The following is a 16,309-nucleotide window of genomic DNA, read 5'->3' on the forward strand; positions in this document are numbered from 1 at the left end:
CCGCCGACGCCGATATTGACCACATCAGTAATGGCCTTGCCCGAAAACCCACGCCACGTGCCATTGCGTACCCGCGCTGATAGGCGAGCCACCTGCGCCAGACTGTGATGCACATCAGCCACCACATCTTGCTCGCCGACTTGTAGCGCGGCGCTCGCTGGCAGACGTAGCGCTGTATGCAGTGCCGCGCGCTGCTCGCTGGTATTAACCATTGCGCCTTGTAGCAGCGCCTCGATACGAGCCGATAGATCGCAGCTATCAGCAAGCCCTAACAGAGCGGATAACACCGACGTATCGATACACTGCTTGCTATAATCCATGTATAGCGCCCCCGCCCGCGTACTAAAACGCGTGGCGCGCGTGGCATCTTGCGCAAACAAATCCGCCACCGACCAGCGCTGCGCCGCTACACTCTGTAGCTGCGACCAATATAACGAGTGGCGGGCGCTGCGATAAGCGCTATCTTGCTGTCTATCGTCCATGGGTTACTTATCATCCGCGAGTTGGCGCTCGGCAAAATAGACAAACGCCTGCATATATGAGCGCATATCGCCAGCATCATAGCTATCGCCGCGCATCGTCGTCACATTGACCCCCGATTCACTAATAAGCGCATCGATGGCATCGGTCAGCTGAATCTCACCGCCGACCGAGGCTGTGGTATTGACCAAATAATCAAAGATTTGATTGCTAAACACATACCGGCCGACCACGGCGAGATTGGACGGTGCGTCTGCTAAGCTGGGCTTTTCGACGAACCCTGCCACCTTAACACTGCTATTGCTGTTTGTGTTGTCATCGATATCGCTCACATCACTAAATGCTTGACTCAACTGCGCGATACCGTATTTATGCACATCCTCATCTGCCACGCTCTCGACCAATATCTGTGAATGACCATCGTTGGCAAAGGCATCGATCATAAAGGCTAAGTTATCCACGCTCATGTCGGTGGTGTATGGATCGAGCACCACATCAGGCAATAACACGGCAAAGTCATGCTCGCCTATAATAGGTCTAGCGGCCAATACCGCATGACCCAACCCCAATGCCTTGCCTTGACGGATCATCGACACCGTCACATCCTCTGGCAGCCAGTTGAGGCTATCGGCCAGTGCGTCTTTGCCTTTATGACGCAGCTGCGTATCTAGCTCGGCATTGATATCGAAGTAGTTTTCGATCGCGCTCTTTTGCGCATGACCGACGAGGACGATGTGTTTGATACCAGCAGCGATGGCTTCTGCCACTACATAATGAATGGCGGGGCGATTGCCCAGCGGCAGTAGCTCTTTGGGTACGGATTTGGACAGTGGCAGCATACGGGTGCCAAAGCCTGCGACGGGGATAACGGCGTGGGTGATATTTTTCATAGTGGTTTATTCAAATCGATTTATTATAAAGTAGAAGCATGATAGGGTTTTACTCGTACTGAGTACATTGCGTTCAGTGGCTATCATAACCGTTTGGATTTTGACTTTGCCAGCGCCACGTGTCTGCACACATCTCCGCGACAGACAGCTTAGCTTGCCAGCCAAGTAGCGACTTTGCTTTATCGGCACTGGCATAGCAGCTGGCAATATCTCCGGCACGCCGCGCGACAAACTGATACGGCACGCGCTGCCCTGTGATGTCGGTAAAGGCATTGACCAGCTCTAACACAGACGTACCTGTGCCAGTTCCTAAATTAATAGGCAAAAACCCTACTGAGCTTTTCTTATTGATACTGGCTTTATCAGAGCTGTTTTGTTCTGAGTTAACTTGCTGCTGTAGGTAGTTCAATGCCGCGACATGACCGGCTGCCAAATCACTGACATGGATAAAATCCCGAACGCCTGTACCATCGATGGTCGGATAGTCATTGCCAAAGATGCTAAGCTTCTCCAGCTTACCGACAGCGACTTGCGAGATATAGGGCATGAGATTATTTGGAATGTCGTTTGGGTCTTCACCTATCTGCCCTGAGGGATGCGCGCCCACTGGATTGAAGTATCTCAGAGAGATTAGACTCCAGCTAGGATCGGAGACTGCTAGATCTTCTAGGATATGCTCGACGGTCAGTTTGCTCTGACCATAGGGATTGGTACAGGAGCGCGGGGCAGTCTCATCGATAGGCAGGGTTTCAGGATCACCATAAACCGTAGCAGAGGAGGAAAAGACAAGGTTTTTAACGTCGTACTCTGCCATGACTTCGAGTAAGGTGATGGTGCCACTGACGTTATTATTATAATATAGTAAGGGCTTGGCGACGGACTCACCGACGGCTTTGAATCCGGCAAAATGTATGACACCAAAGAATTGATGCGCGTCAAATACTTGCCTCAATGCCTTGACATCACGGATGTCACCCTTAATAAACTCAATAGGTACACCGATAAGGTGAGAGACACGATTTATCGCTTCACGGCTACTATTAGATAGATTGTCATAAACAACTATCTCGTAGCCTGCCTGATGCAAGGCTATACAAGTATGCGAGCCGATGTAGCCTGCGCCGCCTGTGACGAGGATTTTTTGTTTCATAGACAGTGCCAACAATTTTATTGTGTGTTATTTCATTTTTTTGATTATAAATGCAACTATACTGGTAACCAATCAATATTACCAACATCAATAGCTTATATACAGCTATCGCCAGCTATAAATGCCATAAAGATCAAAGCTGACTTTAGCACATTATGGTTGAAGCACGTTATACTGGTATTTGTTTTCTACCTACTCAAGCTATCCATTATATTATGAAATTTGAAGCCTATATCCAGCCACTACTCTCAGGCTACTACAAACACTATCGCCAGCCTGAACAACGGTTAGCCTTGGTCGTCGGTATGTGGCCATGGCGAGATATGGTGGGCGACTGGGTATTTGAGTCATTTCATATCCAGATTCAGCGGCACTTTACTCAGCGCTATTTTGAACAGTGGCTCAAACCCTTTATCAGTCGGGTCAATCCTGTCATCTATATTTGGGGCTATAAGGCACCTTCATACTTTATCGATTATATCCGTGAGCAAGGTTTAGATATTTTTTTCTTAGAAGATGGTTTTATCCGTTCAGGTCCTGATGATGATAGTAACACGCCGCCGTTGTCTATCGTAATGGATAGCCAAGCGCCGTATTTTGATACTACTAGGCCTAATGACTTGACTGATCTCATCGCAAACTTTGACTTTGAGCAAGACAGCTACGACGATGAATGGGCGCAAGAAATGCTAGATTATTATATCTCGCATCGGGTGAGCAAATACAATCATCAGCCTTATGTCGATGTCGCACCCATCTATGGGGTGAAAACTAAGAAACGGGTACTGGTACTAGGACAAGTGCCGCATGATGACTCATTAAAATACGGTGGCGGTGAAGATATCATATTGCTGGATGTGGTCAATCAGGCCATCGACGACAATCCTGATGCGCAAATCATTGTCAAACCACATCCGATGACACTAGATGACCTCTCTGTCGTTAGCACCCTTACTGACTTGAACTGTCTAATCCTTACCCAGTCTATTCATTTGGTGGATGCATTGGACACCATCGATCACGTCTACACGATTACGTCACTGGGTGGATTTGAGGCGTTACTCAGAGGAAAAAAAGTCACCGTATTAGGGCGACCTTTTTATGCGAATCTCTATAATAGTGATGCAAAATCAAACATACCGTTACTTTCTCAGTTATTTTATATCTGCTATTATGCTTATACTCTAAAAACGACTACCTTAAATAGCCGAATATTGTTTTCTAGTTAATTCTTAAAAAGGTCATCTAATGATTTCTAAAAAAATCGCCGTGATAGGTTTGGGTTATGTAGGTTTACCACTGGCTTGTGCATTTGCAAAGAAATACGATGTTATAGGCTTTGATATAAATGAAACACGTATTAGCGAGCTATCGAATAACATCGACAAGACCAGAGAGGTCACTAGTGAGTACTTACAAAATACTTCCAACCTTACATTTACTTCTGAAACCGGCAAACTAGTTGAAGCCAATGTATTTATCGTTACGGTTCCTACGCCAATCGATGATAACAACCTACCAGATATGACACCATTGATTAAAGCATCGCAGATGCTAAGTGAAGTCATTAAATCAGATGATATTATTATTTATGAGTCAACCGTTTATCCAGGAGCAACAGAAGAAGTATGTATTCCTGAGTTAGAAAAGTCTGGGTTGAAATTGAACGATGATTTTGGGGTTGGGTACTCTCCAGAGCGGATAAATCCAGGAGATAAGCTGCGTACTGTAGAAAACATACTTAAGGTCACGTCAGGCTCAAATACTTACTATACCGATATAGTAGATCAGCTGTACAACTCAGTAATCACTGCAGGTACTTTTAAAGCATCCTCTATTAAAGTTGCTGAAGCGTCTAAAGTTATTGAAAACACTCAACGCGACGTCAATATTGCTTTGATCAATGAGCTAGCACTTATTTTTAATGAAGTCGGTATAGATACTCATGAAGTTATAGAAGCGGCTGCTACTAAATGGAATTTTATCAAATTAATGCCCGGTCTAGTTGGTGGGCATTGTATTGGTGTAGATCCTTATTATCTCGCTCATAAAGCTTCATCTTTAGGATTAAATCCGAACTTGATACTAACTTCGAGATCCATAAACAATTCTATGAGCAAGTTTGTGGCTGAACAGACTATTAAGAAGCTTATCTCGCAAGGGAAAAACATCAAAGATGCCCGTATTTTATTACTAGGTGTCACGTTTAAAGAAAATTGTCCTGATGTAAGAAACACTAAGGTAACTGATATTGGAGCTGAGCTTGAGAAGTATGGCGTACGTATGACTTACTCTGACCCTTGGGTGACTAATGAAGACTGGAATAGTTTAAATGTTCATCATGTTGACTATCAGAGCATTGAAGAAAACAGCTTTGATGCAGTTATTGTTGCTGTTAATCATGCAGACTTCGTAGGTGAAGATGATAAAATCAATAGTTTTTGTACTGAGTCTAAAGTTATAATTGATGTGAAAGGGGCACTATTAAATCCAGATTGGCGCTTATAACCGATGAGTCATATATTAAAAAAGTTTGAACACTATGTTCAAACTCAGCACTATTCTAAAGCAGACGCTTTGGTAAAGGGTCTGCTTAATTCTAATACCATTACTGACTTAAAAAGAAAGGACGCTCTCCAGCTTCTATACAGAATAGGATATGTCTATCCTGACTTGACTCTAGAGCTCTGCAACCAACGTGATGATATTCCTAGACCATTTAAAGATACTTTAAGAATAGCTCTAGGAGATATCCCTCCTCTGCGCTTTTACAAACAAGCTGATACGCTAATTGCTATAAAAATCGCTCTTATGCGACATAAACCTTTATTGGCAAAACTACTCATTTATAGGTTTTACCGTCAGTATGGGCTACAACCTATCAACTTAGTTAAAAGCAATAGACTTACTATTGGTAATAATCGTAAAAAAGTAAAAAAAATTCATAACTCTCAAAAAGTCAGCATTATAGTCACTACCTATAATTCTGTAGATTTCATAAATAACTGTATTGACTCTTTGTTGAATCAGTCCATTAACAATCTTGAAATCATTGTAGTCGATGATGCTAGCACTGATAGTACTGTAGAAGTGCTCAAAAAGTATTCATCCATAAAAATCATTGAACTTAAAGAAAATCGTGGCACATATCACGCTAGAAATATCGGTATACAACATTCATCTGGCGAGTTTGTAACTTTTCAGGATTCAGATGATTGGTCACATCCAGAACGTGTCGCACGACAACTATTACAGTTGAATGAAAATCCCCATACTATAGCCAATTTTTCTAATTTTTTTAGAGTAGATGATCAGACAGGATTGCCTATTTGTCGTCAAAACTATCCACTTCTACGGCTTAACCTTTCTTCAATGATGATTTATAGAAAGACAATAGAAGCGTTAGGAGGGTTTGATGATCAGCGCAGAATTGAGTCAGATAAGCGCTTTCTTAATAAAATCCTTTCTAATCATGAAGAAAACTCTATTAAATATATTAAACTTCCTTTAGCCATTGGGCTACTGCGAAAAGATTCTTTAACTACCTCGAAAGACTCAGGGTTTGATAAGTATGGTTGCTCACCTTTAAGAGAGTTAATATAATTATGACTAATGAAGTCACTCCACCTAAATTATTGATGAATGCTCTATCGCAGCTTGATATAAATATTAAGCAGTTTGGAGCTATTCAGGAACATATAAGTTTGACTTTAGATAGAGTAGCGCTGTTATACGGACGAGACAGCCAAGAATACACAGAGAGCTTAAAAAAAGTATATAAAATCATACCTTTAAAAGAGATCAGACAATCATATATCACCCCTTATATGTCTTTACCTGCTACATACTCTCATGTAGCAAAACAAGTAGAGTATATGCGATTCAAACAGCATCTGAGTGCTATAGACTACCATATATCTCCTTGGAACAATAATAAAAAAATAGACCAAGAATTTGCAAAATCTCTAGACATTCCAACTGTAGAACTGCTTCAAAGTGAATGTAAGTTTGATGATATTGAATTTTCTGACTATATTGTTATCAAACCTTCTTTTGGTAGCTCTTCTAGAAACGTTTTCCTCTATTTTAACAGCGAGAGCATAGTAGAAGTCAAAACAAACCAGACTTTTACAAGCTTGGAGGCATTCAAAGCAGAAATAGCTCGTAGACAAATCCAAGGTTTGTGGCAGACTGAAACTCTTATATTGAACAATAACGGGAAAGCAGCTCATGATATAAAAGTATATGCTTATTATGGAAAAATCGGAGCCGTATTAGAAATAAAAAGAACAGATAAAGCCTATCAGTGCTGGTACAACGCTGAAGGCGAAATATTAGAGAGTGAACGTCGTAGCCAGCCATGGTTCGAAGGAACAGGGTTTGAGTCTCAAGTAATAGAATACGCTAAGAAAATATCTTTGAACATTCCTGCTCCATTTATGCGTATCGATTTTTATAAAGGTGCAAATGGCTACTACTTAGGAGAGTTGACACCTCATCCTGGTCGTTACTTTCCAGAGTATAGTCCAGAATTGGATAAGCAGTTAGGTAAATTTTTCTGTGAAGCAGAGGCTAGGCTATTTAGAGACTTGCTAGATCAAAAACACTTTGACAGATATTCAGAGTTTTATAATCGTAAATAACTGTCAAAGCACTAAGCCTACGGCAATTAAAACTCACAACCGACTTATAAGGTTATAAGACTTTAATAAGTTTTTTCTAAATAACAGTCTATACTTAATTTTTTGTAGCCTACAGCACCTATAGTAACAAAGCATACTAAGAGTATATAAGAATTTAATGATAATGCGGCAGGTGAAAAAGGTAAAAGAAGTAATAGTATAAATACTATGCTTACTATAACAGACAGGTAATTAGTAATATTAGCCTTATTTTTCCGTCTCTCATTAATAAGATCTGCTATCGTCACATAACTGAATCCAACAGTGATACCTAGAGAAGCCATATTTACGATATCAAGTAAGTAATTTCTACCAAGCCATGGAGATAATAAGCAGATTAAACATATTAAGATTACTATTCTCTTTTTGCTAAATTGATTATTACTAATAAAAACTGATGGCAATAAAGATGACTGACCCATTGATTCTAGCAACTTAACTGAAGAGAGTATAAAACCATTTATACCACTTAAAATTGAACCAATCATAGCAACTGATAGCAGCCAAATACCCATGCTACCAATACGACTATCAACTCCTTCACCCGTAGCCCAAGCACTATTTTTAATACGCTGATAATCAAAATCCATATTCAATGCAGTAAAATAATTTATTAAGAAATAGAATAAAAATCCTGCTACTAATGAGATTAAGATTATACTTTTAGTTTTCGTCTTAGAATTTGCAATAGACTTGGATATCTGGGGTGTGGTTTCAAAACCAACATAAGCCCATGGCATTATAGCCAGAATAGGTATCCATGCTAAACTTGTGACTGAGCTGGTTTCTATACTGTTTGGTAAGAACGTCTGAGTTGCTGGCACAGCCCAAAGAGATCCAAAAAAGAGAGCAGTTACTGACAGTATCATAAATAAAGCTATATATAACTGGACCTTAGCACCAACTTGCATCCCCTTTAGATTAATATAGCTGAATAGCAAAATAGCAGCACTACATACAACTACTTCACTTGCATAAACTTCCCAACCTGCAATAGTATATAAATAACCTATTTGTAGACTACTGGGTATCAGATATCTTAATAATAATGCTACAGCAGAAATATTTAAAGCAACAATAGATATATACCCTATAGCTACCCCCCACCCGTAAACATAAGCATGTTTCTTATTAAGATATTTTTCAATCCAGTATATTCCTCCTGACTCATCTTCAGGAGTTTGAGCTAGTAAGTTGATATATGCCTGTGCTACCGTATAAATAGCTATTGTACCGATAACAATTGCTATCGAAGACCCCAATAACTGCGATTGGGGCAAGAAGAGATCGCCTGGCATAATGTAGGCACCCCACCCTATTATTGCACCTACACTAATTGCTATCGCTTGTAAATAACTAATACTTTCAGTACTGTCGCTCATAGAATCCTCCTTGAAAACCAACACTCCAATAAGAGAACACACTCATTACAGAGTCAAATTTATACATGTTATTCCTTGATAACAAGTTTGTAAGTTACTTCAAGTACCCTTTATAAGTATCAAAATACAAATCAAATTTTTTACCTTTTATTAAATCGGCAAACAAACGAGCTTCAGCCTCTACGAAGCAGCGGCCTAACTGACTATCTACCTGATTACTATATTCTGTATAGTATTTCCCAGGATGAGGAGTAATCTCACCAAGATAGTAGTCATTTTCGTCTTGATAAAAATCTATTCTTAGAAATGGTGTAGGTGTCGCTAATGCTATTTTACTAGCATATTCAAGTAATTTAGGACTAAAACCATTGCCATTGAACCATTCGGTCTTTAAATTCTCGGATTCAAGAATTTTGCCTTCTGGCGAATACCAACAACGATAAGTCTTATCCTCTCGAAGCACCTCCATGACACCACCTGTTTCGCCATAGTAAGCATAAACTTTTAAATCGGTAGAAGGTTTACCATCAACACCTGTCATCAATTGCTCTGTCTGCCAGGTTTTATTATAACCAGAGGCACTTATGTAGGATTTCATAGCTGATATTGAATCAAAACATCTCGCAGACTTCGCTTCCACAATCTTACTTATGGAATGCACGTAAAAAACGTTTTTAGCATTCGAACCGTAAGTAGGCTTCAAAACAAAAGGAGCCTTTTCAAAACTTACATTGTCTAATGTGATGTTCTGTTGATATACAGAAGGAGTCGGTATGTTTAAAGCATCAGCAAACTTCATATCTAATAACTTGTCATTCCCACCTGGACTAACTGTCAGACCATATTTCCTTCTTAGTATTCTTTTAAAGAATATTAAGTCTATTTGTTTTTCTATTTGTGAATACTTTTTTTCATTATTTAATACTACTGATAAGTACCTTTGCTTAGTCATTCTAGTAGGTAATTGCTTTAGAGCATCAGACATAATTAGTTCTATTTCTAGGAAACATTCATTAGCTGATTTCTTCTTATTTCTTTCAATTACTAAACTATCTAAAACCTCTTCTAAATTCAAAATGTTTTTTTTAAACTCTTGTTTTATTTTATCTAATTCTTCTTTTGCTTTATTTAATTTTTCTTTCTCAATATTCATCGAGCACCTATAATTAAAACGTTTTAGAAAAGTATAATAATTTTAAGATAAACAATTATACTAGTGATGAGACTGAAGATTTATAAAGGGTTAATCTATCTTTAATTCATAAATTTAAAACTAAAGATTAGATACAGAAATATGATTTAAATCCCACTAAAACATTTGTTCTAATCAAAAAGGCTGGCTGCAATAATAGCTGCAATACTTTGCGCATAAATAGCATGAGGAAACCTTTTACTCTCAATTGCATCAGCCATGGCTGTCTCAGCTTGTCCAATAAATTCTGTACCAAAAAATTCTTTAACAAAACTATTCTCTTTAGCCTTTTGAAAATCAATATTTAGCAACTGTAGTGCGGGTAAGGTCTTTTCTTTATCATGAATTTTAGGATTATTATCGATATAAACATTACCAGTTTCAAACTCTTGCCAGCTATCTAGAACTGTAAGGTTTTCTTTCCTGACTTCATTGAGTGCTTTTGCTTCATTATCGAATGGTATATTTAAGATATCGGGAAGCAGAGTTGCCATAAGATCATAATTGAGTTGGCCTACCTTTAATCTGTTTTCACCTGCGACCTCAGATACATCTTCTAGAATTTTAGAGCCTAGAGGATTGAATAGTGATATGTATTGTGGTGTCCTACCCGAGTGCATTCTATTCCTATATTCTCGGTAGTGCAGTATTAATGGATCCATTTCAGAGTTCGCATTAGTCATTCTCTGCAATTCTGTCTCAAGGTCCGCAATAACATTATAAGACAACCATTTTGGTGACACCTTAGAAGCATTAGAGTTTACAAAATCCTGTACACTAGGATTTTTATAAAAATGACGATGATTCTCCGCACCTGCACCGCCAAGTGATACTATATGATGCTGAGGTCCAGAGTTAGGAAAATATACAGGATGATATACTCCTAAACAAAGGATTTTCCAAGATAAAAAAGACTCTTCTCCTGAGAAAGTATTGACTCTATCGATACCTTTTTCATTAATGGGAAAATTATAAATATTGGCAATTTTTGTAGCAATTTCTAAATCAGTTGTATTACTTGGAGTAGATCCTGAACGCAGTACAGGGATATTATTAGCTCGTATAGTTTTTTCTGCTGCTTTCTTCAAAAATGTAAACACAGTTCTTGAATCTGCACCACCGGTTAAGTCTGCCTTTATATTTATACCATGATTAAGCAATCCCGCTAATCGTGCAATCCAAGTTCCTATAAATATAGACAATCCTTCTTCGTAGCTATCAAAGCTTCTAGTTTTCTCAATCTTTTCAATAGAATATCTTGATTTTGATATTTTTAGACTATGACCAATAGGGAGCAACTTGATATTATTCACGAAAGTATCAATAGAATATAGCTGATTAAAGAATGAACCTCTAGGTACTGCTATTGCAGCTAATTGCGAATAATTAACAGATATATTAATATTATTATCTTTCAAATGCTCAACAATCAAAAATATAGAATTAGAAACAACCCAAAAATCAGGGGTCCAATAATAAAATATTTTTTTATTTCCAGAAAAATCAGATGATAATAAAAAACTATCATCTACGCTTTCAGCTATTACGTAACAGCCGTCCTCCCCTCCAAAAATGTTATTACCTGTCTCATCGTAGTACTTCTGCCTACCTATATCTCCAAAAATATAATCAGTACCTACAAAACAGTAACCTTGAAAGAATTTATTTGGATTTTCCAAATCACTAGCAAAAACAAAGTACTGATTCTCAAGTTTTTTAACATTCATAAGTAGCCTAATTTGATAGAATTTAGAAAAATGGGATTTTAAGCATTATTTGATATTCGAAATAGCCTAAATTATTTATATAATCATTTAATATAAAAAGCAGTTAAAAATTAAAATTTGTTTCTATACTCTTAATAGCTCTTAATATATTTTCTTTCGGTATCTCTGTACCTTCAGGAACCTGAAACTTCCTATCTAAATGAGGAAACTCTAGGTATACATCATTCTTATTGATGGTTTTATGCCACTCTGTCCACTGCTCTTTGTAAAACTTCCTCGTGGGAGATATACCCGAAGTTTTAGAAACACCGTGTATAGGATGATTGGTCAGACTAGTAGGCTCATCTAAACAAATCATACTTAATGATTTATAGTTTTTAAACTCATCACCAATGACCATTTTACAGCGGCTTATAATTTCACTATCGGCACCGAAACGAGAACAGTCCCATCCTCCTAGCGTATTACGTAAGAAATTTACTTCAAACATACAGGTAATAGAAGCCACTCTCATAACTCCATCATGGCAGAATGGACCGAATGGATACAACGGTAGATACCCACTTTCTTCCATTCTGATCATACGTGTATTACTAGCACGAGGCGGTGTAACTTCAGACCTTATAAGTTTCATATGCTGCTCAAGACGCTGCGGATAAGCCCAATCATCAGCATCATGTCCAGTAATATAATCGCCAGTTGCAATTTTTAAGCCTAGATTTTTGGAAACGTATGCCCCCACATTACATGGGTTATCTATAAACTTAACTCTTGAATCAGTTAAAGCTATCTTTTTAATAATCTCAGATGTGCGATCAGCACTACAGTCATTAATAACAATCAACTCTAAATTTTGCCAAGTTTGATTTAAAATTGATTTCATAGAAAGTTCAATTGTCTTCTCAGCATTGTACGCTGGCATGATGACAGATATCTTTGTTCTATCTTCGACTTTGTAACTTGTTGAACTATGAATACGATAAAATTTTTCTTTTTCGTTTTCTTTTAACTCTATAGGTTGCATACCATGATCTTTAATGTATGTATTTATATAGCTTAACCATCTTGTTTCATTGATTAGTTCATTGTTGGCATAAAAAATATTAATCGTACTTTTTTGATCTTCAGGAGTATATTTTTTTAAAAATAATAGTGCAATGTCAAAACCCTGTTGTTTTTGTATCTCTATTGCCTCTCTAAATAGTGAACTCTTCTTCTTAGGCTTAGGAATTATTCTCTCATTGGAAATAACTTCGTTACTATTGTTCAGGCTATCACTATCTAAAATAATATTATTATGATGCCCTATCTGTAAAAGATGTATAAAAGAAGGAACACCACGTTTTTTTCTAAAAACAACTTCAATAGTTCCGTTGGAACTCATTACTTGCATAAACTGATGAGCTTGATCATCATTAACCGTAATAGTAATCGTCATAGCTTCGTTAGCAGAAAGATGATGCACATGCTTTAGATCTGGCATTATTCTGAAAATAGCATCGCTTTGATGTGCGCGAATTGTTAGTTCAATGTCAACAGTTGCAGAGGGTTTTACACCATATAGCTGCAAATCTAAAGATCCTTTGAAGCCTTGATTAAAAATAATCGTGTTGGGTTTACTTTTGAGTGGCAAAGTCGCACTTTTATTGAAAATTGTATATTCTCTATTATTATTATAAATTGGTTGCGAGGCTGAAGGCACAGTTTGCGTTATGAGTGATAAGGTAGAAGAGTTATCAATTTTAGACTTAACAGAAACATAATCGTCCAATAAATTTTTTGGTAGTTTTAATAAGTCTTTTGATTTTTTTAATCCAATTATCCTGCTGCCGAGTTTATATGATAACTGGTTTTTCAGATTATCGTAGCGTTGCTCTTGTTTTTCAATATTATTTTCTAGACTAACTATCTCTTGTCTCAGTTTTTCAGTTAATAGCCTGTAATTAAAAAGCTCCTTCTTGTCTGCTGAGTATAGCTCAAAAAGTTTTCTGTTATTTTTTTCATGCTGTTCCATCTGTTTTGCATAATGGTCTTTTTTCTTAATATTCTTATTATTTTCATACTCTAAGTTTTCTTTTTCTGTTTTCAAAGATGTGATTTCTTGAGTTAATATTCGATTTTTAGAGTTGGCTTCTTCTAGTTCTTTTCTCAACTTACTGAAACTTAGAGATAGTTCAGAATCGTTTTCATCGTTAACGATATTTGTATGAGCATTGACTTTAGAATCAATTGCAGCATCTTCTACTCGCTGGCTCAACTCAATGAGCATTTTTTTGAGGTTGTTGATTTCATTCTGAGCATCTGACATAACTGTTGATCCATGTGGCTAAGCAAAAAAAGACACCCCATTGTAGGGGTGTCTTAATCATATTTCAATATAGTTTTAGTAGCTTAACTGTAGGCTAATGTCTATTTTACTCTTACCAACCGGTAACTTCTTTAACGGTTTCACCAATCTTAGATGGGTCGCGAGTATAAGCGATGCCCGCATCTTCGAATGCTTTGAATTTCTCTTCAGCAGTACCTTTACCACCAGAGATAATTGCACCAGCATGGCCCATACGCTTACCTTTAGGGGCAGTAACACCAGCGATGTAACCGATAACTGGCTTAGTTACGTGCTCTTTGATGTATGCCGCAGCTTCTTCTTCAGCAGTACCACCAATCTCACCGATTAGTACAATCGCTTCAGTTTGTGGATCTTCTTGGAACATCTTCAAGCAATCGATTTGGTTCATACCTGGGATTGGATCACCACCAATACCGATACAAGTAGACTGACCAAAACCAAGCTTAGTAGTCTGTGCTACTGCTTCATAAGTCAAAGTACCTGAACGTGAGATGATGCCCACTTTACCTGGCAAGTGGATGTGGCCTGGCATGATACCAATTTTGCACTGACCTGGAGTGATAACGCCTGGGCAGTTTGGACCAACCATTTTCACATCGCCAGCTTGCTCGATGTAACGCTTCGCTTTAAGCATGTCTAGCGTTGGAACACCTTCAGTAATCACAACAATTAGCTTAACGCCAGCGTCTACTGCTTCAATGATTGAATCTAATACAAATGGTGCTGGAACATAGATAACTGACGCATCAGCGTTAGTCGCTTTCATAGCTTCCGCCATAGTGTTGAACACTGGTAGACCTAGGTGAGTTTGACCACCTTTACCTGGGGTTACACCACCCACAACTTTAGTACCGTACTCAATAGCTTGTTCTGAATGGAAAGTACCATTTTTACCAGTAAAACCTTGCACCAATACTTTGGTGTCTTTGTCGATTAATACACTCATTATTTTTTCCTTGTATTCGGTTGTCTTGTGACAGCGACTTGACGACTGATGACCACTATCAATAATGATCTGACAATGACGATCCGAGCCTAGCAAGTGCCATCACGCTTTGACGACTATGCGATAGCGCTTATATGCTTAGAGTTTGGTTTTATCGCCCTACTCTAAAGCACTGGCGCAATCGGTATTAAGCTTTTACAGCTTCGACAATTTTTTGTGCAGCGTCTGCGAGGCCCTGAGCTGAGACCAGTTTTAGACCAGACTCTTCTAGGATTTGCGCGCCTTTTTCAGCATTGTTACCTTCTAGACGGACGACGACAGGTACTTGTACATCGACTTCTTTGACCGCAGCGATGATGGCTTCTGCGATCATGTCACAGCGTACGATACCACCGAAGATATTGATTAGAACGCCTTCTACGCTGCTGTCTTCTAGGATGATTTTGAACGCTTCTACAACGCGATCTTTGGTTGCACCGCCGCCCACGTCTAGGAAGTTAGCAGGCTTGCCGCCGTACAGTTTGATGATGTCCATGGTCGCCATGGCAAGACCAGCGCCGTTAACCATACAACCGATATTACCTTCTAGAGCGACATAGTTTAGGTCAAACTCAGCCGCTTTTAGCTCGCGCTCATTTTCTTGTGATGGGTCATGTAGCTCAGCAATTTTTGGCTGACGGAATAGCGCGTTTGAATCAACACCGATTTTGCCGTCAACACAAGCCAATTCGCCGTTTTCACGAACTGCTAGTGGGTTGATTTCAATCATATCGAAATCGTTTTCGATGAACGCTTTGTATGCGCCAGTCATTAGTTTAACGAACTGGTTGATTTGTTTGCCTTCAAGACCTAACTTGAAACCAACTTCACGAGCTTGGAAAGGCAATAGACCAACTAATGGATCAACAGTGATGCTGAAGATTTTTTCTGGCGTTTCTTCTGCAACTTTCTCAATCTCAACACCACCTTCGGTAGATGCCATAAAGGTCACACGGCGGGTAGCACGGTCGACCACAGCACCAAGATATAGCTCAGTCTGTACTGGATACATATCTTCTGCAACCAAGACGAAGTTGACGGGTTGACCATCAGCATCAGTCTGGAAGGTGACCAAGTTGGTACCGATAAGCTCTTCTGCCACTTGCTTGGCTTCTTCACGAGTCTTAACCAGCTTTACACCGCCCGCTTTACCACGGCCACCAGCGTGTACCTGTGCTTTGATGACGGCGATATCGGTTGGGGTTTTGTCAAAAGCAGCAGCAGCTTCGTCGCCATTGTGGGCGATGATGCCTTCTTGAATAGGCAATCCGTAGCTTTTTAATAGCTCTTTTGCTTGATACTCATGTAAATTCATTGATTGTATCCTTTGTTTTTTTACAATTAATAAAAAGTGAAAATAAGTGCGCGTAGAGCAGAGTCTGGCGCACTTATGACCATAACAGCAGCGCCGATAGCAGTACTATCATTGACGCCTAAATAGTCAAGTCATAAATCGATACTTACTTATTTG

At 38.8% G+C, this 16,309-nt stretch carries 12 protein-coding genes and 1 pseudogene; 4 read left to right on the top strand and 9 right to left on the bottom strand.

Annotated features, from left to right (window positions below):
* From NK638_RS01030 to galE, 3 genes and pseudogenes are all read right to left on the bottom strand, one after another.
* A pseudogene (locus tag NK638_RS01030) lies at positions 1 to 482 on the bottom strand (glucose-6-phosphate isomerase); the annotation flags it as partial.
* A 3-nt stretch (positions 483 to 485) separates the two neighbouring features.
* Positions 486 to 1,370: a UTP--glucose-1-phosphate uridylyltransferase gene (locus tag NK638_RS01035; protein WP_274631581.1), complete on the bottom strand. Its 885-nt coding sequence runs from the start codon at positions 1,368 to 1,370 to the stop codon at positions 486 to 488.
* Between the two features lie 73 nt (positions 1,371 to 1,443).
* Positions 1,444 to 2,520 carry a UDP-glucose 4-epimerase GalE gene (gene galE, locus NK638_RS01040; RefSeq protein ID WP_274631582.1) on the bottom strand — a complete coding sequence of 359 codons (1,077 nt, stop codon included), beginning with the start codon at positions 2,518 to 2,520 and terminating at the stop codon, positions 1,444 to 1,446.
* 215 nt (positions 2,521 to 2,735) lie between these two features.
* On the opposite strand from galE, the gene NK638_RS01045 reads away from it, so the two are divergent.
* Genes NK638_RS01045 through NK638_RS01060 form a run of 4 tightly spaced genes read left to right on the top strand, consistent with a single transcriptional unit; the run spans position 2,736 to position 7,163 of the window.
* The gene (locus NK638_RS01045) at positions 2,736 to 3,749 is read left to right on the top strand and encodes a capsular polysaccharide export protein, LipB/KpsS family (protein WP_274631583.1); all 1,014 of its coding nucleotides are present in this window, start codon (positions 2,736 to 2,738) and stop codon (positions 3,747 to 3,749) included.
* A 19-nt stretch (positions 3,750 to 3,768) separates the two neighbouring features.
* Complete coding sequence (locus NK638_RS01050; RefSeq protein ID WP_274631584.1) at positions 3,769 to 5,028, top strand: nucleotide sugar dehydrogenase; 1,260 nt, start codon at positions 3,769 to 3,771, stop codon at positions 5,026 to 5,028.
* A 3-nt stretch (positions 5,029 to 5,031) separates the two neighbouring features.
* The gene (locus NK638_RS01055) at positions 5,032 to 6,123 is read left to right on the top strand and encodes a glycosyltransferase family 2 protein (RefSeq protein WP_274631585.1); all 1,092 of its coding nucleotides are present in this window, start codon (positions 5,032 to 5,034) and stop codon (positions 6,121 to 6,123) included.
* A gap of 2 nt (positions 6,124 to 6,125) precedes the next feature.
* Entirely contained in the window at positions 6,126 to 7,163 is a 1,038-nt protein-coding gene (locus NK638_RS01060; protein ID WP_274631586.1) for an ATP-grasp fold amidoligase family protein, read from the top strand.
* Between the two features lie 62 nt (positions 7,164 to 7,225).
* Here the strand turns inward: NK638_RS01060 and NK638_RS01065 are convergent, their stop codons facing one another.
* The 6 genes from NK638_RS01065 to sucC form a co-directional block, all read right to left on the bottom strand.
* Positions 7,226 to 8,584: an APC family permease gene (locus NK638_RS01065; RefSeq protein ID WP_274631587.1), complete on the bottom strand. Its 1,359-nt coding sequence runs from the start codon at positions 8,582 to 8,584 to the stop codon at positions 7,226 to 7,228.
* Between the two features lie 94 nt (positions 8,585 to 8,678).
* Positions 8,679 to 9,737, bottom strand: a complete 1,059-nt coding sequence (locus tag NK638_RS01070; protein WP_274631588.1) for an ATP-grasp fold amidoligase family protein — start codon at positions 9,735 to 9,737, stop codon at positions 8,679 to 8,681.
* 170 nt (positions 9,738 to 9,907) lie between these two features.
* A complete protein-coding gene (locus NK638_RS01075; RefSeq protein WP_274631589.1) occupies positions 9,908 to 11,503 on the bottom strand; it encodes a hypothetical protein in 1,596 nt (531 codons plus the stop codon).
* Between the two features lie 103 nt (positions 11,504 to 11,606).
* Positions 11,607 to 13,811: a glycosyltransferase gene (locus NK638_RS01080; protein ID WP_274631590.1), complete on the bottom strand. Its 2,205-nt coding sequence runs from the start codon at positions 13,809 to 13,811 to the stop codon at positions 11,607 to 11,609.
* A 112-nt stretch (positions 13,812 to 13,923) separates the two neighbouring features.
* On the bottom strand, positions 13,924 to 14,799 hold the full coding sequence (gene sucD, locus NK638_RS01085) for a succinate--CoA ligase subunit alpha (RefSeq protein WP_274631591.1): 876 nt from the start codon (positions 14,797 to 14,799) through the stop codon (positions 13,924 to 13,926).
* A 187-nt stretch (positions 14,800 to 14,986) separates the two neighbouring features.
* Positions 14,987 to 16,153 (bottom strand): ADP-forming succinate--CoA ligase subunit beta, encoded by a 1,167-nt coding sequence (gene sucC / locus NK638_RS01090; protein WP_274631592.1) that lies wholly within the window; start codon positions 16,151 to 16,153, stop codon positions 14,987 to 14,989.
* Positions 16,154 to 16,309 lie beyond the last annotated feature (156 nt).

This window comes from Psychrobacter sp. A3, assembly GCF_028823565.1.
Lineage (GTDB): Bacteria > Pseudomonadota > Gammaproteobacteria > Pseudomonadales > Moraxellaceae > Psychrobacter > Psychrobacter celer.

What these genes read in the sequence shown, in the direction of transcription:
- sucC (WP_274631592.1), bottom strand. Translation starts at nt 16,153, where the DNA reads ATGAATTTACATGAGTATCAAGCAAAAGAGCTATTAAAAAGCTACGGA.
- NK638_RS01055 (WP_274631585.1), top strand. Translation starts at nt 5,032, where the DNA reads ATGAGTCATATATTAAAAAAGTTTGAACACTATGTTCAAACTCAGCAC.
- NK638_RS01080 (WP_274631590.1), bottom strand. Translation starts at nt 13,811, where the DNA reads ATGTCAGATGCTCAGAATGAAATCAACAACCTCAAAAAAATGCTCATT.
- NK638_RS01070 (WP_274631588.1), bottom strand. Translation starts at nt 9,737, where the DNA reads ATGAATATTGAGAAAGAAAAATTAAATAAAGCAAAAGAAGAATTAGAT.
- NK638_RS01060 (WP_274631586.1), top strand. Translation starts at nt 6,126, where the DNA reads ATGACTAATGAAGTCACTCCACCTAAATTATTGATGAATGCTCTATCG.
- NK638_RS01035 (WP_274631581.1), bottom strand. Translation starts at nt 1,370, where the DNA reads ATGAAAAATATCACCCACGCCGTTATCCCCGTCGCAGGCTTTGGCACC.
- sucD (WP_274631591.1), bottom strand. Translation starts at nt 14,799, where the DNA reads ATGAGTGTATTAATCGACAAAGACACCAAAGTATTGGTGCAAGGTTTT.
- galE (WP_274631582.1), bottom strand. Translation starts at nt 2,520, where the DNA reads ATGAAACAAAAAATCCTCGTCACAGGCGGCGCAGGCTACATCGGCTCG.
- NK638_RS01075 (WP_274631589.1), bottom strand. Translation starts at nt 11,503, where the DNA reads ATGAATGTTAAAAAACTTGAGAATCAGTACTTTGTTTTTGCTAGTGAT.
- NK638_RS01050 (WP_274631584.1), top strand. Translation starts at nt 3,769, where the DNA reads ATGATTTCTAAAAAAATCGCCGTGATAGGTTTGGGTTATGTAGGTTTA.
- NK638_RS01065 (WP_274631587.1), bottom strand. Translation starts at nt 8,584, where the DNA reads ATGAGCGACAGTACTGAAAGTATTAGTTATTTACAAGCGATAGCAATT.
- NK638_RS01045 (WP_274631583.1), top strand. Translation starts at nt 2,736, where the DNA reads ATGAAATTTGAAGCCTATATCCAGCCACTACTCTCAGGCTACTACAAA.